Annotated in this window: 16 protein-coding genes; 4 read left to right on the top strand and 12 right to left on the bottom strand. The window is 72.4% G+C overall.

The window, feature by feature from the left end; genetic code table 11:
• From D5H75_RS33555 to D5H75_RS33545, 3 genes are all read right to left on the bottom strand, one after another.
• A partial coding sequence (locus D5H75_RS33555; protein ID WP_202638761.1) for a DNRLRE domain-containing protein occupies positions 1 to 6,664 on the bottom strand: 6,664 nt, incomplete at its 3' end.
• A gap of 350 nt (positions 6,665 to 7,014) precedes the next feature.
• Positions 7,015 to 7,941, bottom strand: a complete 927-nt coding sequence (locus D5H75_RS33550; protein WP_119930597.1) for a hypothetical protein — start codon at positions 7,939 to 7,941, stop codon at positions 7,015 to 7,017.
• The gene (locus D5H75_RS33545) at positions 7,938 to 8,336 is read right to left on the bottom strand and encodes a peptidase inhibitor family I36 protein (RefSeq protein ID WP_119930596.1); all 399 of its coding nucleotides are present in this window, start codon (positions 8,334 to 8,336) and stop codon (positions 7,938 to 7,940) included. Before D5H75_RS33545 ends, D5H75_RS33550 begins: the two co-directional genes overlap by 4 nt.
• Before the next feature lie 320 nt (positions 8,337 to 8,656).
• Here D5H75_RS33545 and D5H75_RS33540 point away from each other — a divergent pair, with 320 nt between their 5' ends.
• Positions 8,657 to 10,381 carry a serine/threonine-protein kinase gene (locus D5H75_RS33540; protein ID WP_202638760.1) on the top strand — a complete coding sequence of 575 codons (1,725 nt, stop codon included), beginning with the start codon at positions 8,657 to 8,659 and terminating at the stop codon, positions 10,379 to 10,381.
• Here D5H75_RS33540 and D5H75_RS42200 read toward each other — a convergent pair.
• Entirely contained in the window at positions 10,374 to 10,523 is a 150-nt protein-coding gene (locus tag D5H75_RS42200; protein WP_202638759.1) for a hypothetical protein, read from the bottom strand. The two genes, D5H75_RS33540 and D5H75_RS42200, sit on opposite strands and share 8 nt — an antisense overlap.
• Positions 10,524 to 10,562: 39 nt before the next feature.
• Between D5H75_RS42200 and D5H75_RS33535 the strand changes: the two genes are divergently transcribed.
• Entirely contained in the window at positions 10,563 to 11,117 is a 555-nt protein-coding gene (locus D5H75_RS33535; protein WP_119930594.1) for a hypothetical protein, read from the top strand.
• A gap of 121 nt (positions 11,118 to 11,238) precedes the next feature.
• Here the strand turns inward: D5H75_RS33535 and D5H75_RS33530 are convergent, their stop codons facing one another.
• From D5H75_RS33530 to D5H75_RS33510, 5 genes are all read right to left on the bottom strand, one after another.
• A complete protein-coding gene (locus D5H75_RS33530) occupies positions 11,239 to 11,739 on the bottom strand; it encodes a Bax inhibitor-1/YccA family membrane protein (protein WP_119930593.1) in 501 nt (166 codons plus the stop codon).
• 127 nt (positions 11,740 to 11,866) lie between these two features.
• Complete coding sequence (locus D5H75_RS33525) at positions 11,867 to 13,048, bottom strand: RNA ligase (protein WP_202638758.1); 1,182 nt, start codon at positions 13,046 to 13,048, stop codon at positions 11,867 to 11,869.
• Positions 13,049 to 13,292: 244 nt separating this feature from the next.
• Positions 13,293 to 14,738, bottom strand: coding sequence for a DEAD/DEAH box helicase (locus tag D5H75_RS33520; RefSeq protein WP_119930591.1), 1,446 nt, complete (start codon positions 14,736 to 14,738; stop codon positions 13,293 to 13,295).
• A 337-nt stretch (positions 14,739 to 15,075) separates the two neighbouring features.
• The gene (locus D5H75_RS33515) at positions 15,076 to 16,287 is read right to left on the bottom strand and encodes a glycoside hydrolase family 26 protein (RefSeq protein WP_119930590.1); all 1,212 of its coding nucleotides are present in this window, start codon (positions 16,285 to 16,287) and stop codon (positions 15,076 to 15,078) included.
• Positions 16,284 to 18,224 carry a glycosyltransferase family 2 protein gene (locus D5H75_RS33510; protein ID WP_202638757.1) on the bottom strand — a complete coding sequence of 647 codons (1,941 nt, stop codon included), beginning with the start codon at positions 18,222 to 18,224 and terminating at the stop codon, positions 16,284 to 16,286. The genes D5H75_RS33515 and D5H75_RS33510 overlap by 4 nt, the downstream gene beginning before the upstream one ends.
• Before the next feature lie 408 nt (positions 18,225 to 18,632).
• Here D5H75_RS33510 and D5H75_RS33505 point away from each other — a divergent pair, with 408 nt between their 5' ends.
• Positions 18,633 to 20,072, top strand: a complete 1,440-nt coding sequence (locus D5H75_RS33505) for a glycosyltransferase family 39 protein (RefSeq protein ID WP_119930589.1) — start codon at positions 18,633 to 18,635, stop codon at positions 20,070 to 20,072.
• A 683-nt stretch (positions 20,073 to 20,755) separates the two neighbouring features.
• On the opposite strand, the gene D5H75_RS33500 is transcribed toward D5H75_RS33505, so the two are convergent.
• The 3 genes from D5H75_RS33500 to D5H75_RS33490 are packed head-to-tail and all read right to left on the bottom strand — an operon-like array spanning position 20,756 to position 24,878.
• Positions 20,756 to 22,123 (bottom strand): MFS transporter, encoded by a 1,368-nt coding sequence (locus D5H75_RS33500; protein WP_119930588.1) that lies wholly within the window; start codon positions 22,121 to 22,123, stop codon positions 20,756 to 20,758.
• 8 nt (positions 22,124 to 22,131) lie between these two features.
• Complete coding sequence (locus D5H75_RS33495; RefSeq protein ID WP_119930624.1) at positions 22,132 to 23,331, bottom strand: acyl-CoA dehydrogenase family protein; 1,200 nt, start codon at positions 23,329 to 23,331, stop codon at positions 22,132 to 22,134.
• An 8-nt stretch (positions 23,332 to 23,339) separates the two neighbouring features.
• Complete coding sequence (locus D5H75_RS33490; protein ID WP_119930623.1) at positions 23,340 to 24,878, bottom strand: acyl-CoA synthetase; 1,539 nt, start codon at positions 24,876 to 24,878, stop codon at positions 23,340 to 23,342.
• A 107-nt stretch (positions 24,879 to 24,985) separates the two neighbouring features.
• Here D5H75_RS33490 and D5H75_RS33485 point away from each other — a divergent pair, with 107 nt between their 5' ends.
• Positions 24,986 to 25,600 carry a TetR/AcrR family transcriptional regulator gene (locus D5H75_RS33485; protein WP_119930587.1) on the top strand — a complete coding sequence of 205 codons (615 nt, stop codon included), beginning with the start codon at positions 24,986 to 24,988 and terminating at the stop codon, positions 25,598 to 25,600.
• Positions 25,601 to 25,731 lie beyond the last annotated feature (131 nt).

Genomic DNA, 25,731 nt, shown 5'->3' with positions numbered 1-25,731 from the left:
GGGGGGGGGGGTACGCCTCCGGCATGTAGTATTTGCAGAGGTTAATGGACCACTTGTGTCTCGGAGGGTTTCCTGCGAACAGCCACTCCATTTGCTGCGGAGTTCCCATATCCATATGCAGCTCGATGCCGGAAAAATGGCTGCGATTGAGTGGATTAGTGACGCCGGGCGTGCCACGCTTCAGAGGCTTGCCGCGCTCATCGTCGCCAGGGCTGCCGTTCTGGATGGCACCCCAGTCGCCGTAGATAAGCTTGTTCTGCTCGTTGCCCAGCACATTTCGGGTGGGCGGATAGCCCGGCTTACTCCAGTCATGGCCAGGCCGGAGTGGCGGGAAAGACTGCGAGTTATTCGGCTTCAGTGCATCCTCGATATGCTGGATAACCTCAATGAACGCCGAATGCCTCTTTTTGGACATTACGAAAACACGCTTTGCCCTTTTGTTGATACAGCCGCCGATGCGGGCAAATTCTCCGCCGCCGAACGTCGTGCGGTCGCAGCGGAAGTTTGGCACCCAGCTCCGCAAGTGCGGCTCCCCCTTGCCGTGGCGGCGAATGCCAACCGTCCGACCGTTGTCGTCCAATGCCTTATCGCTCCAGAGGCGGATATCAACGATCGAGTCAAGGGTTAGCTTATCGAAGTAGAACCGGACGCGCGGAGCAATGGTGCAGATAAATGATCTGCCTGCGTCTGGCGTCGCATGAACGTAGAAGAGTTCAAAGTGCTTACCTCCGCCCCAGACTGAGATGTCCTTAGTCTTGGTTCTCACGCCCGGCTCGCAATCGCCGTCGCTGAAGGGCGTCGTTCCCGCGAACAGCTCGATCTCTACGGGCACGCCGCTCAGTTGCGACCCTGCGAGAACCTTGTCCCCCTTCCCGTCGACCACTGCGAGATCATCCAGCTTAATGTAAAATTTCATGTCGGTCGGCTTGAGGCTGCCGTCGCCTAGTGCGGCGTTTCCGGTCTGGTCGCCCATATAGCCTTGAATAGACCAGGTGGCGCGGAAGCGTAAGGCGTAGGAGACGTCCTCGGATTGCGGCAACGGCTGCTTGCAGAGATACTGTTGCGATCCCTTCTTGGGGTTCTTGCAGGTCGACTTTTTCATTTTTTTGGTCAAGTCGTCTTCTTCGTAGTCCTGCAAGTATAGGTAGGCGGACCAGCACGAACTGAAGGGCTTCTCGCTGATCCGCGCATCGTACTCCGCTAGCCCCGTCTCGCTCGGGCTGACCGCGCATTTTTCCAGGCTGGGATGTTTGTAATCGAAGTCATCAGCGGCCGCGGCGCGGGTGCTCGCGATTCGACTCGCAGGAGTGTCCGCTCGGATGCTCGATGCCGAGGCGCCGCCCGGGCTCGCCAGCAGTAGTGCAGGGATCTGCCCGCTGTCCAGTGGCCGCTGGTAGACCTGCGCCTCGTCCAGGTCACCCTTCATCGTGCTGCCGAGCCAGAGTGGGGTGGCCGCGTTCCAGGCCGTGAAGCCGACGGGCGCGGTTTTGACGAGGGTGCCGTTGAGGTACAGCGAGGCGGTCTTGGCTTCCGCGTCGTACACGCCGGCCAGGTGGAACCACTCGCCGACCGGTGGCTCGACCCCTGACAGCACGCCTTCCGATGTGGCTGCGGGGGTGTCGCCGTTGGTGAGGGTGAAGACGAGGCCGTGTTCGGGGTCGTTGCCGAGCCGGAAGGGGGCCTGGTGGGTGCCCTTCTGCTCCAGGACGGTGTAGGTGCCGTCCTTGTCGGCCCAGCGTAGCCAGGCGGCGGCGGTGAAGCTCTGGTCGGTGCGGATCACCGGCTTGTCGGTGACCGCGAGCGGCTCCGACCCGGGTGCGATGACGTGGATGGTGACGTTCTGCCAGTCCGCCCATGGCGAGGCGGTCTCGCCGGCGACGGCGCGGGCGCGCCATCGGATCTTCCAGCCGTCGGTGAGTTTCCCGGCGGGGATGGTCGCCTTCGCTGGGCTTCCGGAGGGCACGTTGTCCACGGCTCCGGTCCAGATCTGGCCGGTGCCCTGGCCGTCGGGTGCGGCCGGGTCGTGCTCGATCTCGAACTCGGCCCGCACAGGCTGCCCCTGCGGATGGGTGACGGTCGCCGCCAGCGCGGGGGTGAGCACATGCGTGGTGGTCACGCCGTCGGTGACGGCGGAGGGTGTCATCGTCAGCGCGCCGACCGCAGGCTTGGGCAGCGCGATCGTGACCGGTTGCCAGTCCGCCCATGCCGAGGCCGCTTGCCCGGCGACTGCGCGGGCGCGCCAGCGCAGCTGCCAGCCGTCCTTCAGCGTTCCCGCCGGGACCGCGACACTCGCTTGGGTGCCGGCGGGGACGTTGTCCACGCCCCAGGTCCACACCTGCCCGGTTCCCTGTCCCTCCGGCGCTGCGGGGTCGTGCTCGATTTCGAACTCGGCCCGCAGCGGCTGGCCGGCCGGGTTGGTGACCTGGGCGAGCAGATTCGGGGTGAGGCTCGTGACGAGTGTCTTGCCCTCGGCCTGGCTGGACGGGGTGATCTGCAAGGCCCCGATCCCGGGGTTGGGTTCGGGGTCGGGCAGGTCCACGGCCAGGCTCTGCCACTCGGTCCACGGTGAGCCGAGGGTGGTGGCAGAGTTGACGGCGCGGGCGCGCCAGCGCACCGCCCAGGTATCCTTCAGCAGCCCCTCGGGGACGGTGACGGCGGCCTGGGTGGCGGAGCCGACGTTGTCTGCGGCGCCGGCCCAGATCCGGCCCGTGCCCTGCCCGGTCGCCGCGGGGTCGTGCTCGATCTCGAACTCGGCGCGCAGCGGCTGGCCGGCCGGGTCGGTGACCGTGGCCCGCAGGCTCGGCGTCAGACTCGTCGTGACCGTCTTCCCGTCCTTGGGCTCGGAGGGGATGACCTGGAGCTGCCCAATGGTGGGGTTGGGCGGGTCGATCGTGGCCGCCTGCCAGGCGGACCAGGCCGACGCTGCGGTGCCCTGGACAGCGCGGGCGCGCCAGCGCACCTTCCACCCGTCCTGCAGCTTCCCACCCGGAACCGTCATCGACGCGTCACCGCCGGAGGTGACGTTGTCCACGGCACCCGCCCAGATCTGCCCGGTGCCCTGGCCGGTGGCGGCGGGGTCGTGCTCAACCTCGAACTCACCCCGCACGATGCCGCCGGACGGGCTGGTGAGCGTGGCGGCCAGGGCCGGGGTCAGCGACGAGGCCACGGTGATGCCGTCGGTGACCGTCGCCGGGGTGATTCGCAGCCGATCGATCACCGGGTTGGTGACCGGTGCGGTGTAGGTGACGGTGAGCCTGGGCGGATGCCCGTTGTTGGCCGTACCGCCTTCACCCGAGTTGAAGTACCGCCAGTTTCCGGAAACGCCTCCTTCGATTGCGGCGCTCAGCACCAGGCCGTGACTGGCCGCACCGCGGGCCCAGTCCTGGGCGATGCCGGTGACGGTCCAGGCCATCGTGCCCGCCCCGGTAGAGGCGCATTTGGTCTGGCTGAAGGCCTTGGTGTTGGTTACCGCGTCCTCAGTCGTGCTCGTCGGCTGCTTATCCCAGTTCAGCGGCTCCGAGCCGCTCCAGGGGGAGGTGACGCGGCGGACCTGGATCCCAGGCGCGTTCTCAGGACAGTTAGACGATTCGAAATTCCACAGCTCGAGCTTCGCGTCGCTGACGCTCGCCCCAGCCAGGGCCTCGGTGCCGAAACGTATGTAGGCACGAGTGGTCGTTCCCCACCCTCCGCCCGCCGACAGATAGACGGAACCGGGGTACCCATCCTGGCTCTTGGCCACGTCGATGTCGCCCTCAAGAGCCAGCGTCGTGGTGGGGTCGATCGTGACCGGGTACTTCGTCGCCGGATCGGCCAGGAACTCCGCGTCCGGGGTGAGCACCAGCACCTGCTGGCCGCCCTCGGTCACCACCTTCGTGGACAGCTTCGCGCTGTCCTCCGCCGTACCGGGCTTCGGCTGGGCCGAGTCCGCGTCCCACATGACCGGCTTCGGCGCGGACGCCTCCACCTTGCCCTTGGCGCCGGTGAGCTGCAGGCCGCCCTGCTTGCTCATACCGAACGTCAACCCCCGGGTCTCCACTGGCAGCCGGATCTCCAGCGGCTTGGCCGGCTTGGAGCGCAGCACCACATCGTGCCGGAAACCGGTACCCAGCGCGGTCACCACCAGGTCCGCGCCGGGACCGGCGGCGTCCTTGTAGGTGGCGACGTTGTCCTTCACCTCCGGCCTGGGCAGCGCGGACGGCCACCGCAGCGTGAACGTCTTGCCGTCGCGGTCCATCGTCGCCATCGGGGTCTGCCCACCCGGGGAGAACGCCATGGTGGCTTTGGCCGCCTTCGGCCGCAGCACCCCGCCCTGCTCGACCAGCGTCGGGTCAACGGGAACCCAGGTGTTGCCTTGCCGGACCCGGACCGGGCCGGAGGAGATCTGCGTGGTGAAGGTCTTCCCGTCCGGGTTGGCGAACGTCTGCGACGTCTCCGTCGTCAGATCGGGAACCTCGACCGGCTTGCCCAGCGTTCGTGCCCTCTGCAGAGCGGCGGTCTCCACCTGCGAGGGCGTGTTGGAGATCGCGCTTCCGGCCTTGCCGGGGATCCAGGAGGCGGTGCGGTTCAGTTTCGCGGTAAGGCCGTTCCCGGAGGAGTCGGCGGCAGTCCCATCCTTGCCCTCGTCGAACGTCCAATGCCCCGCCGCCTGCTGGAGCGTCGTGAAGGACCACGTGTAGGGGTCCATCACGTTGTCCCAGCCGTCGATCGCTTCCGACACCTCCACGGTGTACTTCGTGCCCAGGAGGAGGTGTTGCGCGGGGGTGAAGGTGACGGTCTTTCCGATGCTATCGGACTCGAGGGTGCCCTGGAGTTCGGCGCCCTGGGCGTTCTTAACCGTCATCCTCGTTCCGCCGACCGGCTCACTGAACGTCACACGAATACGAGAATTCAGTGGGATGTTGACGGCCTCGGGTGCGGGCTCGGTCGATAGCACGCGAGGCGCGCGGAATTCCCCGTCTTCGTCGCCGCCGGTGTCTTCTCCCCCTTCATCGGGGGCTGGGTGCGGGATCTCCTCGCTGCCGATCATGGTGCCCGCGCCGTCCCGAAGCTGCTCGTTGGCGTCCACCAACTCCTCGCTCATCGCCAGCGACTCGATCGTGTCGGGTGTCTCGGGCCGGTACACCGATCGGGTGAGCGCCTCCTCGTATTCAGGGATCTCAACGAGCGGATCCCGCGAGGTGAGGACGACCGTTTCCTGCCGTGGCGGAGGCGCGGGTTCGTACCCGACCTTGAGCTGGGGTCCATGCGCTCCCACAGTGCTCTCGGACGACCGGTACATCCGCCAGTTCCGCGCATGGTCCTCGCCGCCCTTGCCGGGTGCGAGGAAGAAGCCGTAGTTCGGCTCGCCGTCGGCCCACGCCTGGGCGATGTCGTTGACGTAGTGGTAGAGATCCTCTTCCTTTTTGAAGGGGTCACCGGCGGGGCAGTTGATGTCGCTGCTGTAGGCGCCGAGTTCGGTGTTGGCGCCGGCCTCGGTGAAGCTCGGCCGCGTGGTGATGTCGTAGGCGAGGGTGGCGACGTCCCAGTCCTCGGTGATCCGGTGCGCGGTGATGCCGGAGCCGACCTGCATGCCACACGCGCTGGACCGGAAGTTCGACAGGATCAGGTCCGCGTTGAAGACCTTCCCGCCGCGCAGGGAGGAGTCCGCGGGGATGTCGGGGAAGCGGATGTAGGCGAGGTACATCTCCCCGTCGTGCTGCCCGACGTTGATGTAGGGCAGGTTGGCCTGGTCGCGCGCGTACCGGCCGGCCCCGTTGATGAGGCCGTCGGCGACGTAGGTGTCGGTGACGACCTCGGGGATCCACCACTCCTCGGTGGCCGCGTCCAGGGTCACCGGGTAGGTGGTGGCCGGGTTGGCGAGGTACGCCGCGTCCGGCGTGTACACCAGCGTGTTCCCGTCCAGGGTGAAGCCGGCCGTGCCGGTTGTTCCCGCGCCGGGGGTGGCGGCCTTGGCATCGATGAGCCGGGGCGGGGGAAGCTTGGCGGGCTTGGCGTCCTTGCTCGCGCGCACAGCGGGTGCACCGGTGCCGTCCTTCACCAGGGCCATGCCCTTGGGGGAGGCGGCAGGGACGCGGACGGTGACGGGGCCGCCCGGGCGGGTGCGGATGACGACCTGCTGGCGGAACCCGGTGGCGGTGGCGTGCACGACCAGGTCGATGCCCTCGCCGTAGGCGGAGGGATAGGTGGCGCGGTTCCCGCTGAGCTGCGGTGCGGGCAGCGTGGCGGGGGCGTCGAGGCGGATCGTGCCCTTGTCGCTCGTGCTGGTGAGCAGGGTGGTGTTCTTGCCTGCGGACAGGGTGAGACCGCCCTTGGCCGCCTTGGGCTTGATGGCCCCGCCCTGATTCACGAGCGTAGTGTCGATCGGGATGAACCCGCCCTTGGGGTTCTTCATCCGGACCGGCTCCGAGTGCATGATCATCTCGAAGGTCTTGCCGTCCGGCTTGGCCCACACGGTGGCCGTCTCGGTGTTCTCCGACGGCACCTCGACCTTCGCGCCGGTCTTAGTGGCCTGTGCCCAGGCGTCCACGTACGCCTTGGGGTGCTTGGGCCGCTCCTTCGGCTCCGTCGGCGCGGTGGGGGCGGGGGTGGGGTCAGGCGTGGTGGGTGTCTGGGCCCAGGTGGGCGCGCCGGCGAGGCCGACGAGCAGGGCGGTGGTGAGGACCACGGCGGATGCGGAGCGGAGGGGCCGCCCTCGGCGTCGTGGTGGTGGGAGGGGCGGCAGGGCCGGTCTTCCCGGGAGTGGTGACACGTGTCTCCGTTCGGGCATGCGAAGGCCCGCCTGTCCCGACGTGGGAAGGCGGGCCTCACGCGATCTTGAACGGCAAGCTATCAGTAAGGTTTCTGTAAAGAAAGGGTCAATTCTATGACCTGGCACCGCAGATCGCTATAAGGGCGATTGGTCCTCGATGGGCCGAGAAGCTGGGCATGCCGGGGCGTGCTCTGTGTCCCCTGGGCAGGCGTGCGGTCAGCGTCGGCACTGATCTGAGTCGTACGGCGCCGCGGCGTGCTCTCGGTTCAGGGGGTGCCGCCGGTGAGTACACGGCAGGCCTTGTTCAGGCGGGTTTGCTTGGCCTTCAGGAGGCGGGTGAGGCGGGCGGCTTCGGCGCGGACGAGGGTGCGCTGGAGTTCGGCCTCGGCGTGGTACCAGGCCTGGACCAGGCCCGACTCGCGTTTGCAGGCGACGTCGGCCTGGGCGGTGGCGCGCTCCTGAGAGGTGATCACCGGGGCGTCCAGGTTCCAGCGGGGGTCGGAGATCGCGTCCTGGGGAGTCGGGTAACGGAAGCCGGCGCGGGACATGCAGGCGCGCCAGAGTTCGCGGGCTCGCCGTACCGGGGCGGCCTTGGCGGACTCCTCGACCGTGCGGAAGTTCTGGCCCTCCAGCCATCGCAGGTCGTCCCGGGGGACGGCCGCCGCCAGGTCTCCCACGGCCCGGTCGTGGCAGCCGGGCTCGCCGCCCGTGCCGTCCAGGGCGGCGCGCTCACGGGGGGTCAGGGATGCCTCCCACGCCTCCCACCGCGCGGGGCCCGCCCGGTCGGCGGCCGTCGCCGGATAGTGGTAGCCGTGCTCGCGCGCGACGGCGGCCTCGATCACGCCGTAGCGGCGGGCGTGCTCGGCGAGGCGGGCGCCGGACACCGCCGGGGGCATCGTGCGCAGGGGACGGCCGAGGCCGAGGCGGGCCATGCAGCGCCGCAGGAGCTCGCGATGGGCTCGGTCGAGCAGGTCATGGTCGTCCCCGGTAAGGCGGTACGCGTCGAACGGGAGCGTGAGCGCGCCCGGGGCGGCGGCGTCGGCGGCCCCGGCCGCGAGGGTGGCGGAGCCGGTCGAGGGGGCCGGTGCCGCCTGCTCCCCGCCCTCGGGCGCGGAGCAGGCGGCCAGGACGAGCGCGGCGGCCGCCAGGCGTACGGCGTGGCCGCGGCGCCGGCCCAGTGCCGGGCGGGTCATACGCAGACGTCTACGGCGCTCGCCCGGTTGTCGCCGATGGCGTTGTTGGCCAGGAAGCCGTCGTTGGCGCCGTTGGCCCAGGTGCTCTGGGCCCCGGTGCCGCCGACATGCTGCCACAGCCGCACGGAGCAGCCGCGCCGGTTGCGCATCGAGCTGGCCTCGTTGTCGATGCTGTCGTTGGAGCCGCTCCAGTAGTTGTTGCGCAGGTCGAAGTCGTCGTTGACGAAGTCGAGCCAGTGGTCGGTGTTGCCCTGGTTGTAGTCGTTGTTCTCGTACAGGCAGAACCGGCCGGAACTGCAGCCGCCGCCGGGGCAGGCCGAGGCCGGCAGTTCGGCCGCCAGCACGCAGGCGCCGGCCGCCGCCAGGGCCACGATCGCGGAACGCAGGACTCTCATGGGGGCCTCCTCATCGGAGTCCGAGGGCACAACGCTCCGAACGATAGGGAGGCTGACAAATCGGGTGAACTCTGGCAAACCACATTCGCAAAAATGGGCCTGCGTGCCCGATGCCTAGTCACCCGATGGGGAACCTGCTACGGACGTTCCCGATCACCCCCTCACTGCGCTGCGGGAACGTCCACGATGAAGATCAGGATGCCGCCGGCCCATCCGTCCCGGAGCCGCTGGGCGCAATAGGCGCCGCCTGAATGGGCGGAGATCGCCTGATATATAGGGACATGGTGATCAACGGGCCGCCGGAGAGGAGCCAGCCCGGGATGCAGCCGCAGCGACTGCCTGGGTACGTCCACGTGCGAGAGCTGGGGTCCGGCGAGTCCGGGCAGGTCGTGGAGGCCGTTCAGGTGGCCACCTCCGACAAGGTCGCCATCAAGTACCTGGCGGCCGGGCTGCTGGGGGAGGACCGGTTCCGGCGGGAGTTCCGCCTGGAGGCCCAGATCCTGCGCGCCCTGCGCGACCGGCACATCGTGCAGGTGCTGGACTACTACGAGGACGACCACGTCGCCGCCATCGTGATGGAGCTGGTGGCGGGGGCGAGCCTGAAGGACGTCCTCGCGGCGCGGGCGCCGCTGACTCCCGAAGGCGCGCTGTGGCTGCTGAAGGGCTCGCTCCTGGGCCTGGCCCACGCGCACGCGCGCGGCGTCGTCCACCGCGACTACAAGCCCGCCAACATCCTCATCACCTCCGACGGCACCAGCAAGCTGACCGACTTCGGCATCGCCGCCCGCACCGGGGAGCACGCCGCGCCCGCCGGCACCCTGCCGTACATGGCGCCCGAGCAGTTCACCACCACCCCCGCCTCGCCGCGCGGCGACATCTACAGCGCCGCCGCGGTGTTCTTCGAATGCGTCACCGGGCGCCGCCCGTACCCCGGCCGCACCTGGCCCGAGCTGATGGCCCAGCACACCAGCGCCCCCATCCCCGCCGACGCCGTCGAGCCCGGCCTGCGCCCGCTGATCACCGCCGGGCTGGCCAAGCACCCGGCCGACCGGCCCGCCTCCGCGACGGCGTTCCTGGAGTTGCTCGACGAGCACGCCCGCCGGGCCTACGGACCGCACTGGGAGCGGCGCGGTGTGTCCGCCGTCGGCCGCGCCGCCGCCGCCGTGATCACCGGGGCCGCCGTCACCTCCGGCGTGCTCGGCGCCCTCGGCGGGGGAGGGTCGGTGATCGCCTGGGCCAAGATGCCGATCGTCCTGGGGACGGCGGCGGTCGGCACCGCCGGCGTCATCGGCGCGGCGGTCCTCATCCAGGGCCAGGACCCGCCCGCACCGGCGCCCCGCGCCACCGCCACCGCCGCGGCCCCCGCGCCGTCGCGCACCCCCGCCCCCGTGATCACCGATCCCGCCCGCCTGTCGGCCGCCGTGGAGACCGCCATCGCCGGCCAGCGCACGGCCCGCGTGGAGGTGACCGGCAAGATCGACCAGAGCACCGACCAGTTCGAGGCGACCGGGCGCCTGCAGTACCTGGAGCAGGCCACCCGGCTGGACGTCACCGTGCGCAACCCCGTCGGCGAGGACGGGACGACGAGCCCGGCCCGCGTCGTGCTCATCGGCAACCGGGCACGGCTGGCGTCCGGAGGGTCCCGGCCCGCCGCCCCGCAGGACCTCGGCAGCACCGACGGGCACGTCCGCCTGGCCATGATGGCCCGCTGGGTCGCCTCCCCGCACAACCTGCGCCTGCTGACCGCCCACGCCCGCGGCTTCAAGGCGGCGCCGGGCGGAAACGGCACGCGGGTCTACACCGGGCAGGCCCCCGTGGAAGCGCTGGCGTCCGGAACCCCGGTCGCCCAGCTGTACGCCCCGTGGGCCGGCGGCGGCGGGGCCGACGTCCGCCTGGCGTTCGAACTCGCCACGGACGCCGAGGGCCTGCCCATCCGGCTGACCACCACGATCACCGTCGGCCCGTCCGGCCCCGACGCCGGCGGGATCGTCAACACCTTCCAGGCCCGCTACTCCGGCTGGGGCTCCGCCGGCCCGATCAGCTGACCAGGCCACGGGGCGGGAACGCGCCGTCATCGCCGGCGGCGCTGACCGATGCCGCCGACCGGCCACCGGGGCGGGCGCTCTTGCGGGCCGCCGTGTGGGCCGTGCCGTTCTTGCCCGGCTGCCCCCCGCCGTCCATGGTCATCTGCGCCTGAGATCAAAGAACGCGTGAAGGAGCACGGCCATGCCCGAGAACACGACTGGGCCGGACACCGTCGAGAGCGCCGCCCACATCCAGGCGCCGGGAACCCACGACACGGGTGCCGACCCGTACTTCCGCACCGAGGCCCGCAAGGCCGGCGCCACCGACGCCGAGGTGGCGCACATCACCTGGCTGGGGATCGACCCCTACGGGTACCTCCTCTGCCGCCAGGCCGGCGCCACCCACTCCGAGACGCTGCGGGCTCTCCGGGCCGAGGTGGGCATCGGCTACGCCGACGTCCGCCGGGCCGGCGCCACCCACTCCGAGGCGCTGCAGGCTCTCCGGGCCCAAGTCGCGCCGTTGGGCTACTTCGCCGCCCGGCGGTCCGGCATCTCCCACACCGAGGCGCTGGAGCTCCACGAGGCCGGCGCCGACCTGCACGGCTGCGGCCTCGCCCGCCAGCTCGACGCCACCTCGGCCGAGACACTGGAGGCCCACAAGGCCGGCGCCGACCTGAACGCCTACGCCGCCGCCCGCCTGGAGGGCGCCACCCACGCGCAGGCGCTGTCCTCGACCGCGCGGCGCACCCAGCCCTGACCGGCCACTGCCCCACCTCCCGCCCATCAGGGCAGGAGGTGGGGCAGCACGTTTTCGCCGGGGCCCAGCCCGCCGGGCCGTACGGCCATACAGGCGGCCACGGCCGTGTGACGAGATGCGGTCAGCCCCAGACCAGGGTGAGCAGGTGGAGCAGCAGGAGATAGAGCCAGACCAGGTCCATGAGCAGATAGGTGGCCACCCGCCTCTCCTCCTCGCGTGACCATCCGCGGCGCGCACCCTGTTCGGCCCGGTCGAGGTCGGTCAGCAGCCAGAGGGCGGCCACGCCCGCGATGACGATGTGGAGGGCGATCCCGGCGGGACTCGGATCGCCCAGAACCGGCATGGCGGCACCGAACACGTACAACGCGAGGGCCGCGAAGTACAGCGCCACCACCACCAGCATCGCGGTGGCTACGACCCAGGTGAACCGGGTGGTCACCGTCACCGCGCCCGTCAGGCCCAGGCTCAGCATGACGGCGAGCACCAGCACGGTCAGGCCCACGGCGGCGGCCACCAGGCCCAAGCCGTACTCCCGGGCGACGATCGCGCTGATCACGCCGATGAGGACGCCCTCGCCGACGGTCATCAGTACCGAGCGGTGCAGGACATTGCGACACGCCATGTTTTCTCCCTTTGCGGATGCGACGGCCCGGACCGTCGGCGGCCTGCCGGCCTGCGGCAACAGCCCGGGACCAGCCGGTCCCGGGCCGCCCGCCGCGCCGGCATGGCGCGGCGTGAGGGGGCGCCGGTCAGGTGTCGTCCTCACCGGGGGAGGGATAGACGGCGCGCCAGGCGTGCGCGGTGATGTCGCGGCCGGCCAGCAGATCGAACAGCGCCTGCCGGTCCAGGGCGGCGTCGGCCTCGGCCAGGACGATGCGCGCGGCGGCGGCGCGGCCGTGCCGCTCGGCGACGTCCTTCAGGTTCAGCCGTGCGAACGCGTGCCGGTGCGTGCTCTGCCAGTGCGCGGCCTGCTCTCTCAGGTTCCGCGCCAGGGTCTCGACCTGCGCGGTGAGCCCGGGGTCCGCCAGGTCGCGCAGCAGCCGCGTCAGCATCCCCGGCTCGTTCACGATCTGGCGCACGGTGTCCGGGGGGATCTTCTTGAGCCGGGCCGCCAGGGCCGGGGCGCCGTCGCGCTCGGCGATGGCCCGGCACTCCTGGACGGCGACGTGCGCCCAGACGGTGCGGGGGCCGGCGAGCGCGCGCAGCCGGTGCAGCCGGACGTAGTCCTCCTGCTTGATCTTGATGCGCTCGTCGGAGTCGGTGAAGTGCACGACCAGGCCTTCCCGGTTGGGACGCGGCGGCGCCGCCAGCGCCTCCTGCAGCGAGGCGTGGCCGAACAGCTCGGCCGCCGGGCCGGGCCAGTCGCCGATCAGGTCCGGCAGCGGCACCGACCGGCCGGTGGCGATGTCCACCGCGCCCAGCAGGATGAGGTCGTCGCGGGCGCCGTAGTCGACGACGATCCGGTTGCCGGGGTAGACGATCTCGAACAGGTAGGTCAGTCCCGGCCGCGGCGTCCACGCGCCGTGGTAGCGCGCCCGGTAGACGGCGGTGGCGTGGGCCGCCTGGGCGCTGGTGAACGACGCCTTCGTGGCGAGGAACGGGTCGTGCCCGTCCGCGAGCACCAGGATGCCCAGCGACCCGTCCACCTTGTCGGCGACGGTGACCGGCCCGGTCAGGCCGGTGGGGACCTGCGGCTGCCCCCAGGTGAAGAACTTCGGGAACGGCCGCGCCACGACCTGCCCGCTGTCCCGGTCCACCACCAGGCCGCGGCAGGCCCGGGTGGCGGCGTTCCAGACCCCCTCGGCCTGGCAGCGCGGGGTGTAGCAGTAGATGTCCAGCGGCAGGGACGGATGCGCCCTGCGGGCGATCATGCCCTCGCGGACCATGGCCTCCACCAGGTCGCCGCCGCACAGCTCGTCGAGCTTGGGCATCTGCCACCTCGTTTCGTCGGGAACGCGAGGCGACCGTGCCGGTGGCGGCATCGCCGGCAAGGCCCGGCGCACGCCGGCCCGCCCCCGGGCCGGAGCCGCGAAGGTCCCGGGGACGGACAGAACAGGGAACGCGGTGCCGTACGAACGGCACGTGGCCTGGGGGTGACGCCCTCGGCAGCCGATGTCGTGCGTACATGAACATGCACGCCCCGCCCGGGGCGTGCATGTCGCGCGTGAGCGCCGGTCAGGACTGGCCGGCGGGCTTGCGCGGGCCGCCGCGGCGGCCGCGGCGGCGGGGCGGGGCGCCCGCGCGGGCGCGCTCGGAGGCCGCCTGCTGCGGGGCCGAGCGCTGGGGGGCCGAGCGCTGGGGGGCCGGCCGCGCGGGGGCGGCCGGGGGCGGCGTGAGGCGTACGGCCGCCTCGCCGCGGATCGTGGCGACGATCTCCTCGCCGGGCCGTACCGCCGCGGTCAGCGGCTTGATGCCCGCCTTGCGCATGAGGGTCTTGACCTCGCCGTGCTGGTCGCCGGTGGCCAGGGTGACCACGACGCCCTCGGCGCCGGCGCGTGCCGTACGGCCGGAGCGGTGCAGGTACGCCTTGTGCTCGGCGGGCGGGTCGACGTGCACCACGAGACCCACGTCGTCGACGTGGATGCCGCGGGCGGCGATGTCGGTGGCCACCAAGATGGTGGCCGTCCCCTCGCCGAACGCGTCCAGGTTCTTCTTGCGCTGCGGCTGGGAGAGGTTGCCGTGCAGTTCCACCGCCGGCAGGCCGTCGCGCCGCAGCGCCCGGGCGAGCTTCTTGGCGCCGTGCTTGGTGCGGGTGAACAGGATCCGCCGGTCTCGCCCCGCGGCCAGCTCCCGCACGATCGCGTCCTTGTCGCGGCCGCCGATCACGAACACGTGGTGCGTCATCGCGGCGACGGGGGAGTCGGCCGAGTCGACGCTGTGCACGGCGGGGTCGTGCATGTAGCGGCGCACGAGCACGCCGATCCCGTTGTCCAGGGTGGCGGAGAACAGCAGCCGCTGCGACCCCCGCGGGGTGCGGTCCAGCAGGCGCCGCACCGCGGGCAGGAATCCCAGGTCGGCCATGTGGTCGGCCTCGTCCAGCACGGTGACCCGCACCGCGTCCAGGTCGCACAGGCCCTGGCCGATGAGGTCCTCCAGTCGGCCGGGGCAGGCCACGAGCACGTCGACGCCCCGGTTTAGGGCGGCGGCCTGCGGCTGCTGGGAGACGCCGCCGAAGACGGTCGCGCAGGTCAGTCCCACGGCCTCGGCCAGCGGCCGCAGCGTGGCGTGGACCTGGGTGGCCAGCTCCCGGGTGGGCACCAGGATGAGCCCGCGGGGGTGGTTCGGCGCCGCCCGGTCGCCGCGGGCCAGGACGGCCGTCAGCGGGACGGTGAAGGCCACGGTCTTGCCGGAGCCGGTGCGGCCGCGGCCCAGTACGTCCCTGCCCGCCAGCGCGTCTCCGATGGAGGCGGCCTGGATGGGGAACGGAGTGTGGATCCCCATGCCGGCCAGGGCGGCGCGCAGGGGTTCGGGGACGCCCAGGTCGGCGAAGTCGCGCGCCTGGGGCACGTCGGCGGCCCGCTGGTCGAGGTCGATCCCGGCGTGCGTGGGCGCCGCGTCCGGGGCGGGGGCCGTGCGGCCGCGGCCGGCTCGGGCGGGGCGTGAGGTGGTGCGGGTGGGCATCGGGGTCCTTTCGTGCGATGCGGATGCCAGCGCCGCGCGCTGGATCTTGGTTGGCTTGGCGGGACAGACCGTGCGCGCGCAGGCGCGCGACGCCCGCATCACCGCCGGCGGGTCCGCCCGCACCGCGGGCCGGGCCGGAGACGGCCCCGGGAGACCGGTGTTCAGAGGGGGCGGTGTTCAGAGGGGGCGGTGTTCAGAGGGGGCGGTGTTCAGAGGGGCGGTGTTCAGAGGGGCGGTGTTGAGAGAGGCGGTGTTCAGAGGGCGACGTCCAGGTGGCGGTCGCCGGACGCGGACGTGGGCCGCCCCGCCGAAGCGGGACGGCCCACGCGGGGCACCCTCACCCCGGGCCGGGGGAGGCCCGGCCCGGTGCGGGCGGCGCGTTCCGCGCCTTGGCCGCCGACGGCCTGGCCGCCGACGGTGTGGTCGCCGGCCGCCTGGTCGCCGGCGGTCTGGTCAGCGAGGTCCGGGGGACCATGTCGGGGGACCACGTCGTCGTGACGCCCGTCCCCGCCGCGCCCTCGGCGTACGCCTGGGCGGCGCGCGGCGAGGCGGCGATGCGCCAGTCGGTCTCCTTGACGGCCTCGTACCAGATGACGCCGATGATGTCGGGATGCTTGGGGAGCTGGCGGAACATCTGCTCCACCCAGCGGGCCTTCAGCCCCGACACGTCGGTCGCCGCCACCTCGGTGATCACCACGGGCTTGCGGGTGAGCTGGCGGATCGTCTTCAGCGTGGGGGAGAACACCTCGGAGAAGGACCGGTAGCCCTCCATGCCCTCGGTGCCGTAGTAGCCCGACAGGCCGACCCAGTCCACGTAGTCGTCACCCGGGTACAGCCCCTTCAGCGGGGTGGACCCCTGGTAGTGCACGTTCGGGCTCCAGATCCAGGTGACGTTGTCCACGCCCAGACGGGTGAAGATGTCGTGGACGTGCCGCCAGGCCGCGACGTAGCTGCCCGGCGCGTTGCCGTTGACGCCCTCGCACCAGGGGTACCAGAAGCCGTTCATCTCGTGCGCGAAACGGATCGCCACCGGGTAGCGCAGCCGCTTGATCCCCCGCGCCCACGCGGTCACGTAGTCGTCGAACTCGCCCGCGATGATGCGCTTGAGCGCGTACTTGGGCTGCCCGCCGTGCTCCAGCTCGATCATGGACTCGGCCGCGTAGTCCCACGGCTCCCACGCCACGATCGGCATCATGCCGCGGCGCGCGATCCGGTCGAACGCGCCCCGCACGAACCGCTGCGTCTCCCAGCCCTGGGAGAACTGCAGCGCGGCGGGCCGGCGCCCGACCGCCCGGGTGAAGTCCCGCAGCGGCCGCAGATCGTACGGGCCGGTCTTGGTCATCACCCCGAGGAACGCGGTGCCGTACGGCGGGAACGCCGGGCGGGCGGCGGGCGCGGCGGCCGGGGGAGTCCAGGTGAACGACGGCTCCCGGTTCAGGCGCAGGTCGGGGTCGGCCGGCAGGGTGCGCATGGGCGCCCACACGAAGGCGTACGCGCCCAGCAGCCCGATCACGGCCACGATCAGCAGCCGGGGCAGGGTCAGTCTCATGCCGCCCTCCCCGCGCGCCGGCCCGGCGCGGCGCCGCGGCGGCCACGGGCCGGGACCCGCCCGCCCCGCCGGGCCGCGCGGCCCCGCCGGAACGGGGCGGCCGCGGCCGCGCCCAGGGCGCTCAGCGGCGGCAGCAGGCAGGCGGCCAGCGTGACCGCCGACCACAGCCGCAACGCCACCTCCTGCCGGATGTCCAGCCAGAAGCTGGCTCCCAGCGTCGCCGCGGCGGCGACCGCCCACAGCAGGTGCAGGCGGAACGTCGCCAGGCTCTCACGGCTGCGCTTGCTGCCCTTGGCGGTGACGGCGTAGGTGAGCGGCCGCCGGAGCAGGGCCGCGACGGCGGCCGCCAGGTAGACGGGGCCGGCGCTGAGCGCCAGGACCATGCCCGCCAGGCCCCACTCCCGGCGCTCGTGGGCGGCCAGGTTGAACCGGCGCAGCCACACCCACAGCAGCGCCCACGTGGCCATGTTGGCGCTCCACAGCAGCAGCCAGGCGCGTCCGTCCACGGCCAGCGTGTGCGACCCGAGCGCCAGGTACAACGCCGTGGCGAGGTTGCCCAGCAGGAAGGTCGCGGCCACGCCCGGGTAGTAGCTCTGCACCAGGCCGTACAGCAGCCGCTGGCGGAAGGCCAGCCGGACGCCGTCCAGCTTGCCGCGGTCCAGCAGGATCTCCCAGATCCCGTACGCCCACCGCTTCTGCTGGTTGAAGTAGTCCGTCCAGGAGGACGGGCCCTCGCCGACCGCGATGACGTCGGGGGTGTAGACGCCCTTCCACCGGTTGCCGGTGGCCGGGTTGCGGCTGCCCTGCACCCGCATGCTGGTGAGGTGGTCCTCGATGATCGAGTCCTGGTAGCCGCCGATCTGCCGCCAGGCCGCCGTCCGGTAGACGTGGTTGGTGCCGATCAGCAGCGGGGCCGACAGGCCGTTGCCGCCGCGCTCGACGACACCGCTGAACAGGTACTGCTGCGCGCCGGCGCCGTGCGCGACCCAGTTGTCGAACATGTTCCCGTACACCTGGGGGGCCACCACGAACGCCACGTCGGGGTCGCGGAAGTAGCCCAGGGTGCGCTCCAGGAACTCTGGCACCGGGACGTGGTCGGGGTCCATCTGGGCGACCACGTCGTAGGCCTTCTCGTGGAAGGCGCGCCAGGCGTTGTGGTTGCCGGCCTTGGTCCGGGCGCGGAAGCGGCCGAACGGGGGGTTGTAGCCGTAGCGGCCCTTGCGGCTGAAGTGCCGCACGCCCAGCCGGCCGGCCATCGCCTTGACGCCGGGGTCGTCGCCCTCGTCCAGGATCCACACGTCCACGGGCCCGTCGTGGCGGATCCGCGTCATCGCGCGCAGGGTCCGCTCGACCAGCTCGATCGGCTCCTTGGCGGGCACGATGGTGGTCAGGACCGCCACGCGCAGCCCGGCGGGCACGGTCATGGGGACGGGGTCCTTGGCCCAGCGGGCGAACGTCCAGATCGCCGCGTTCTGCGCCAGGCGGATCAGCTCCACCCCCACGATCAGCATGAACCCGATCCGGGCCGCGGTGATCCGCCAGTCGGCGGCGCCCACGATGCCCGCGCCGGGCACGTGCTGGGGGAGCATCAGCCAGCTCACGAAGCCGATCCCGGTGGCGGCGTTGAGCAGCACCAGGATCGTCAGCACGCGGCGGGTCCAGCGGCCCCCGGCCTTGCGGAAGGCCACCGTCGCCGTCTCGGCGTCCGGTGCCCGCAGCGGGCCGGTGAGCTGCGAGCACGCCAGGTATTCGCGGACGGTCGCCAGGTTCTTGCGGTCGCGCCGCGGCAGCTGGCGCCGCCGGGGCCGGCGGGCCGGCCGTCCGATCCGCCGGCGGCCGCGTCCCGGGGTGGCGGGGCCGTCAGAAAAGCGGTGGCCGGCCGCGGCGGGCTCGTCCCCGGCGCTCGGCCGACCTGAGGTTCTTCGCGGTGCTGTCACGCTGGTCACGGCACCGCCTTCACGCGTTCTTGCATGTGAGCCACCTCTTTGATCCGGCGGCAGCGCGAAGTGCGCTGGTCCGCGCCGGCGACCGTCCGAGGGGCCCGCCCTCCGTCAACACACGCGCACCCGCCGCCCCACCCCGGTGCGCCCTGGGCGGTTGGGGCGGGGCCGCGGCGTGCCGGGCCACGCCGGTGGGAGGCGTCCGAGGGGTGCGGCGCGCGACGTGCCGGGCGCCGGCTCACGCGGGTGGTCGCTCATGTCTTGACAGCGGGCGGGGGCGGGCCACGGTCACCCCTCGATGTGACCGGCCACGCCCGCTCCGCCTGCCCCGGGCAGCCCCCGCGGGCGCCCGCCGGGGGAGAGAGGTGGCGCGGCCGGCCGACGCAACTCAAGAAGGGAGGGCGCGTGCGCCCCGAACCGCCCGAGACAGGAGGCCCGCTCCGGCCGGCCCTGGCCCACCCGGCCCTGACGGCCGCACTGCTGACGCTGGCGCTCGGGACCTGGGGGATCGCCGGGCCCGCGCTGTGGGCCGACGAGGGCGCCACCTGGGCCGCCGCCACCATGCCGGGCGACCGGTTCGCCGGGCTCCTGGCCGCCAAGGACCGGATCCTGGCCCCGTACTACGTGTTCATGCGGGCCTGGGCGGCGGTGTCGGACAGCGAGCAGTGGCTGCGGCTCCCCTCGCTGCTGGCCGCCGCCGCGTCCGCCGCCATGACCGCCGCGCTGGGGCGCCGCCTGTGGTCCCCCCGCGCCGGCCTGGCCGCCGGGACGCTCATGGCCCTCACCCCCGCGCTGACCCGCTACGGCCAGGAGGCCCGCCCCTACGGCCTGGCCCTGGCGGCCGTCCTGGGCGCCACGCTGCTCCTGGTGGCCGCCGCCGATCCGGGCCGCGGCCCGGGCCGCCGGGTGTGGGCCGGGTACGCCGCCGCGCTGGGGGCCGCGGCGCTCCTGCACGTGCTGACCCTGCTGATCGTGCCCGCCCACGCGGCGTACCTGATGGGCAGGGACGGCCGCGGGATGCTGCTGCGGCGGTGGGCGTGCGCGGTGGCCGCTCCGGCGCTGCTGGCCGCCGGGCTGCTGGGGTGGGCGTCGGGCCAGCGCGAGAACCAGCTGTCCTGGCCGGCCCCCGGCCTGGCCGAGCTCGCCGAGCTGCCGGTGGAGCTGATCGGCTCGGCCGCCCTGGCGGCGGGGCTGGCCGTCGTCGCCGCGGCCGGCCGGCCCGCCGGCGCGCCGCCGTTCCTGCTGGTGTGGGCGGTGGCCCCGGTGCTGCTGCTGGCGTTCGCCGCCCAGTTCACCGACCTGTGGACACCTCGCTACGTCCTGTTCTGCCTGCCGGCCTGCGTCCTGCTGGCCGCCTGCGCGCTGGCGCGGCTCACGCACGCGCGGGTGGTGATGGCGGTGCTGGCCGCCGCCGTCCTGCCGGCGCAGCTGCAGGTGCGCGGCCCGGACGGGCACGACAGCGATCTTCGCGCGGTGGCCGGCCTGGTGACGCCGGATCTGCGCGCCGGCGGCGGGGTGGTGGTCCAGCCGGCCTGGCATCGGCCCGCCCTGTACTACTACCTGCCGGCGTCGCTGCGGCCGGCCGCCGACCCCCTGGCGGTCCCGCTGACGCGGACCCCCGCCGGTTTCTACGACGTGGCCGAGGCCGCCCCGGCGCAGATCGCCGCCCGCCTGGGGGCCCGCCGCAGCATCTGGGTCGTGCGCGCGAGCCGCGACCCCGACCCCCGCGCCGCCGCCGTCCGGGCCGCCCTGGCCCAGGGCTTCCGCCTGGTCCACGAGCGCGACATCGGGACGATGACGGTGGCCCGCTACGACCGGGTGGCCGCGCCGGCCCCGGCGGTCTGACACGCCCGCCAGCGGGCAGGGGCCCCGGAGATCCGCGTGACGGGGGCCCGGCCTGGGGACGGGAAAGGGGTCCCGCGCGGTGCGCGGGACCCCTTGTGGTGGTGTCAGCCCTTCATCCAGGTGCCCGAGGGGTCAATCCGATGGTGGGCACGGTGCCCCTTGCGATGCACCCACCAGAAGGGGAACCTGATCCGGGCAGCCGCGACCAGCAAGCTCAGTCCCCCGATCTCGGCTACAGGGGACGGCAGCCGACGCTCGGGGTGCGTCGGCCGCTTCCCGCCCCGCGAGGGGGCGAGCGGGCGGCGAAGCCGTTGCGGGCCCCGGATTCCGAAGCGTCCCGTCGCCGCGCGGAAAGGCGCGCTGACTTTGCAAGCTGTGGGTGAGGCGGAGTCGCGGCCGGTGATTCGCTGGTGAGCGGGACTGCAAGCGCGAAAAGTTGACCGGCGCCGCAACCGCGTACGACGGAGCAGCTCGACAAGAGTGTCCGCGTTCAGGGCCGAGCTCGGCGATCAGGTGGGGTCAGGGCCGAGGAGACCTTCTCGGGCCCGCACGTTGTCTCTTGATGGCTAGGCGGGGCGCAAGCGGTCACCGGCTCCGGGTACGGCGGGCGGGGCGAGCCGTACCCGGAGGCGGGGTCACTGGGAGAGCGGGAAGGTCGGGGCGGCTCGGGGTCACGGCGGTGGTCAGCGGGGTGGGGTCGGGCTCGCGGATTCGACGGATTCCAGGGGCAGGCCGGTCGTTCTGGGGCCGAAGAGGATGGCCAGGCAGCCGCCCAGGACGCTGAGGGTCGCCAGGAGTACGAAGACGGGGGTGTAGCCGAGGGTGGTGTAGACGCCGGTCACCAGGGCGGGGCCGCCGAAGTTGACTATTCGGGATACGGCGTTGGCGGTGCCGGCGCCGAGGGCCCGTACCCGGGTCGGGAAGACCTCGGCGGTGTAGACCTGCAGGAAGGGGACGGCCACCTGGAAGAGCAGGCTGACCAGGCAGCCGAAGGCGAGGATGGCGGCGTGCGACTCGGCGACGCTGAACAGCAGGAGCACGGCGGCCAGCACCACGCCGATGGCGAGCTGGGTCTTGCGGCGGTCCCACCGGTCGATGAGGGGGACGGCGGCCAGCGCCCCCAGCGGCGCGCAGGAGGCCAGCACGGCCGACAGGAGCAGGGTGTCGGACAGGTGCAGGCCGTTTTCCGACAGCAGCGTCGGCGTCCAGGTGGTGAAGGCGTAGTAGGCGAGCAGGCCTGTGACCCACATGAGCGACGCGAGCAGGAACCTGCCGCGGAGGTCGCGCGAGAGCAGTTCGGTCACGCGGGCGCGCGGCGCGGGAGGCCCGGTGTCGTGCAGTACGGCGGACGCGCCGGGGGTGACGCCGCACTCGCGCTCGATTCGGCACACGATCTCGTGCGCGCGGTCCACCTGCCCGCGGGCCATCAGCCACCGTGGGCTCTCCGGCACCCAGCGCCAGACGAGCACGGCGAAGACGGCGCCGAGCGTGCCGATGCCGAACAGCACGCGCCACCCGGAGGGCCAGTTCGGGATCAGGAAGTAGCCCAGCCAGGCGGCGATTGGGATGCCCAGGGAGCCCACGAGGACCTTGTGGGTCTGCAGGCGTCCGCGCGCTGACGCGGGGACGAATTCCGACAGCGTGACGATGGCGATGACCGCCGTACCCTGGGCGCCGAAGAACGCCAGGGCGCGGGCCGCCATGAGCTGGCCCGGCGACTGCACCAGGGCGCACAGGACGGCGGCGGTGCAGTAGGTGGCGCTGAAGGTCAGCATCGCGCGGCGGCGGCCGATCCGGTCGGCCAGGTATCCGCCCAGCACGCCCCCGGTGAACGCGCCGAGCGAGCCGACGGCGGCGATGGCCGCGAAGGTCGACAGGGGCGCGTCCCACTGGGCGCGCAGCGCGGGCAGGACGTAGGCGAAGGAGTGGGTTTCGACCCACTCGAAGAGGATCATCCCGGCGAGCGCGATGACCAGTTTGCGGTGGAAGGACGTGAGCGGGAGCCGGTCGAGGCGGTCTCCCAGCGCCTGGGGGGCGGCCGTGGTGTCCATCCGAGCCCTCAGCCCTGGTCGCCGAGGAAGAGCTGGTAGGCGATGGCGTTCTTCTGGATCTCGGAGGATCCGGTCAGCACGCGGAACATGCGGAGGCCGCGGAACAGGAACTCCACCTCTGAGCCGCGGACCAGGCCGGCCTTGCCGTGGATCTGCACCGCCTCGTCGGCGATGCGGAAGGCGGTCTCGGCCACGAAGAGCTTGCACATGAACGCCTCGGCGCGCGGCCTGCCCCCGGCGTCGAGCTCGGCCAGTCCGTCGTAGGTCATGCTCCGCGCGGCGTAGTAGCCGGTGGCCATGTCGGCGATCTTGTGCTGGATGGACTGGAGGGTGGCGAGGGGGCCGCCGAAGACCTCCCGGGTCCGGGCGTACTCGATGGTCAGGCCGAGCGCGCGGCGGGCCATGCCGAGGACGGTCGGGCAGTGCAGGAGCCGGTTGGCGGTGACCCTCCCGAGTCCGATCCGCAGCCCCTCGCCCACCTCGCCGAGGAGCTGGCCGGGGCCGACGTAGCAGTCGTCGAGGATGATGTCGCTCTCGATGTGCTGCCCGGACATCGGGGTCTGGGCGTCGCGGACGGTGCAGCCGGGGGAGTCGAGGTCGACCAGGAAGGCGGCGTACGCCTCTTTGCCGTCCTTGCCGACGGTGCCCGCCACCCGGGCGATCAGGATCGAGAAGTCGGCGAACGGCCCGGCGGTGGAGAACACCTTGTGCCCGGTGATGCGCCAGCCGTCGCCGTCGGGGGTCGCCGTCGTCGTCATGGCCCGTACGTCGGACCCGGCGCCGGTCTCGGTCAGCGAGAAGCAGCAGGCGCGCTCCCCTCGGATGACCGGCAGGAGGTACCGGTCGAGCTGGTCCGGGGTCGCGTACCGCAGGACGGAGCCCACGCGCAGCGGACCGCCCATGTCCCCGAGCACGCTGAGCTGCAGGACGCGGCCGGAGGCGCCGATCTCCTCCTTCAGCGCGGCCAGTTCGGTGAAGGTCAGGCCCTGCCCGCCGTGCTCCGGTGGCAGGTGGACGCCGTAGAACCCCAGTTCACGGCTGCGCTTCCAGACCGGTTCCAGCACGTCCCTGCCGTACCGGGACTCGTGGGTGAGGCCGAGCCTGGCCTCGTACTCCGCGAGCTCCCCGTCGAGGTAGTCCCGGAGCCGGCCGACCAGGTCCCGCAGCCGGGGGTTGTCGTCGTAGGTGGGGGTGAGCGTGAAAGGCATGGCCATCCTCAGTGGACGTTGCGGACGCTGCCGCTCCAATAGGGCTCTCGCACGGCGCGGCGGTCGATCTTCCCGTTGCGGTTGACCGGCAGGAACGCGACGAAATCGACGGACTTGGGCTTCTTGACGCCGGACAGGCGGCCGCCGCAGAAGTCGATGAGGTCCCGGGCCGTGACCTCCGCTCCCGGCCGGGGCACCACCACCGCCTTGACGGCCTCGCCCCAGGTGTCGTCGGGGACGCCGACGACGCAGGCCTCGGCCACGGCGGGGTGGTCGTACAGGACAGCCTCGACCTCGCTGCTGTAGACGTTGAACCCGCCCGAGATGATCATGTCCTTCTTGCGGTCCACGATGAACAGGTAGCCGTCCCGGCGCAGGTAGCCGATGTCGCCGGTGTGCACCCAGCCGTCGCGGAAGGTCTCGGCGGACAGCTCCGGCTCGTTCCAGTACTCCCGGACGCAGTCGGGGCCGCGCACGACCACCTCGCCGTGGGTCCCGGGGGGCACCGGCTCGCCGTCCTGGCCGACGACGCGGACCTCGGTGTCGAACACCGCGCGGCCGCAGGACAGGAGCAGCTCCGGGTCGGAGGTGACCCCGGTCAGGACGTCCTGCCGGGTGAGCACGGTCACGGCGCTGGTGGTCTCGCCCAGGCCGTATCCCTGCGCGACGATGGGGCCGAACACCTCCACCGCCTGGCGCAGCCGGTTGGGCGAGACGGGGGCGCCGCCGACGGTCAGCCGGGTCAGGCTGGACAGGTCCGTGGTGGCGACCGCGGGGTGGGCCAGGACGGTGCTCAGCATGAGCGGCACCAGCAGGGTCCCGGTGACGCGTTCGGCCTCGACGGTGCGCAGGAAGAGCCCGGCGTCCCAGCGCGGCAGCACCACCACCGCGGCCCCGCGCGACAGGGCGGCGAGCAGGACCATGCCGGCGGCGTGGGTGACGGGCCCGGCGGCGAGGTAGCGCTCCTGGTCGGTGAAGGCCCCGTCGGGGTTCATGAGCAGCTTGCGCATGTTCGCCAGGCGGTTGCCCTGGGTTTGCACCGCCGCCTTCAGCCGCCCCGTGGAGCCGGAGGTGAAGTTGAGCACCGCCGGGTCGTCCTCGCGCACCTCGACGGCCACCGGCCGCTCGTCCCCCTCGGCCAGCAGGGCCGGGTAGTCCTCGGCGTAGTCCACGACCGCGCAGTCCACCCCTGCCCGCCGTACGGCGTCGCGGGCCTGGCCGGCGCGCTCCGGGTCGGTGAACAGGACCCGGACCCGGGCCTCGGCGAGGATGTGGCGCACCTCCTCGGGAGCGAGGCGGGCGTTGATCGGGACCCGGAGGAAGCCGCCCTTGTAGAGGGCCATCTCGGTCTCCACCGCCTCGCCGCGGTTGGCGGCGAAGGTCGCCACCGCCTCGCCGGGGGACACCCCGCGGGCGAGCAGCGCCGAGGCCAGGCGGTTGGCGGCGGCCTCCAGTTCCCGGTACGTCCACCGCCGGTCCCCGCAGACCAGCGCCTCACGTTCGGGCCAGTAGAGGGTGCTGCGGGTGAGGTAACTGCCCAGGTTCACCGGCACTCCAGTTCTTAGGCATCACGAATGTTAGTGGACAGCATGTTCAGAAACGTGCGCGGCGTCAATGGGTCGCTAGACTGCTGCCGGACACCGAGGGGAGCCACATGGCGCAGGAGGACCGGCGCAGCCGGCGCAGTCGCCGGCTGCTGCGCGACGCGCTGGTGGCACTGGTGCTGGAGCGGGGATACGCCGACATCACGGTCGAGGACATCACCGAGCGCGCCGACCTGGGACGGGCGACCTTCTACAGCCACTACACCGACAAGGGCGCGCTGTTCACCCAGATCGCCGCCGACCTGCAGGCCGAGCTCGACGAGCGGCTGCGGCCCCTGCTGAACCCTCCCTCGGTCGGGTTCAGCGGCAAGCCGGTCCTGGAGATGTTCCGCCACGCCGCCGAGGAACGCGACGCCTACCGCGTCATCCTGCGCGGCGAGGGCGACGGGCGGGCCCTGCGCCGGCTCGTGGACGCCCGCACGGCCGCCGCCGCCACGGTGTTCCGGGCCCGGGCCGAGGCCCTGGGCGTGACCCCGCGCATCGACGTCGAGGTCCTCGCCCGGGCCTGGGTCGGCGAGCAGATCGCCGTGCTGGCCTGGTGGCTGGAGTCCGACCCGCCCCGGCTGTCCGCCGAGGAGGTCACCCGCATGCTCCTGGACCTGTCGCTGCGCGGCCGGTACTGGGCCAACGGCTTCGAAGGCGAGCCCCCGGCCGCGCCCCAGTGAACCGGCCGGCCTCCACCCCCTGGCATAGGGCCCTCGCCACACCCGATCGCGTACGGCTGTCGCCGCGACCCCTGATCCCGTACGGCTCCCGCTGTACGCAGAACGCGGCCGCGACAGGGGTGGGGCATTCC

It is taken from the genome of Bailinhaonella thermotolerans (genome assembly GCF_003594875.1).
In the GTDB taxonomy this organism is placed as follows: domain Bacteria; phylum Actinomycetota; class Actinomycetes; order Streptosporangiales; family Streptosporangiaceae; genus Bailinhaonella; species Bailinhaonella thermotolerans.
This window is presented reverse-complemented; position numbering and strand designations above follow the sequence as displayed.

Coding starts and splice junctions, on each gene's coding strand:
- D5H75_RS33550 (WP_119930597.1), bottom strand. CDS start 7,941: ATGACCCGCCCGGCACTGGGCCGGCGCCGCGGCCACGCCGTACGCCTG.
- D5H75_RS33545 (WP_119930596.1), bottom strand. CDS start 8,336: ATGAGAGTCCTGCGTTCCGCGATCGTGGCCCTGGCGGCGGCCGGCGCC.
- D5H75_RS33540 (WP_202638760.1), top strand. CDS start 8,657: ATGCAGCCGCAGCGACTGCCTGGGTACGTCCACGTGCGAGAGCTGGGG.
- D5H75_RS42200 (WP_202638759.1), bottom strand. CDS start 10,523: ATGACCATGGACGGCGGGGGGCAGCCGGGCAAGAACGGCACGGCCCAC.
- D5H75_RS33535 (WP_119930594.1), top strand. CDS start 10,563: ATGCCCGAGAACACGACTGGGCCGGACACCGTCGAGAGCGCCGCCCAC.
- D5H75_RS33530 (WP_119930593.1), bottom strand. CDS start 11,739: ATGGCGTGTCGCAATGTCCTGCACCGCTCGGTACTGATGACCGTCGGC.
- D5H75_RS33525 (WP_202638758.1), bottom strand. CDS start 13,048: ATGCCCAAGCTCGACGAGCTGTGCGGCGGCGACCTGGTGGAGGCCATG.
- D5H75_RS33520 (WP_119930591.1), bottom strand. CDS start 14,738: ATGCCCACCCGCACCACCTCACGCCCCGCCCGAGCCGGCCGCGGCCGC.
- D5H75_RS33515 (WP_119930590.1), bottom strand. CDS start 16,287: ATGAGACTGACCCTGCCCCGGCTGCTGATCGTGGCCGTGATCGGGCTG.
- D5H75_RS33500 (WP_119930588.1), bottom strand. CDS start 22,123: ATGGACACCACGGCCGCCCCCCAGGCGCTGGGAGACCGCCTCGACCGG.
- D5H75_RS33495 (WP_119930624.1), bottom strand. CDS start 23,331: ATGCCTTTCACGCTCACCCCCACCTACGACGACAACCCCCGGCTGCGG.
- D5H75_RS33485 (WP_119930587.1), top strand. CDS start 24,986: ATGGCGCAGGAGGACCGGCGCAGCCGGCGCAGTCGCCGGCTGCTGCGC.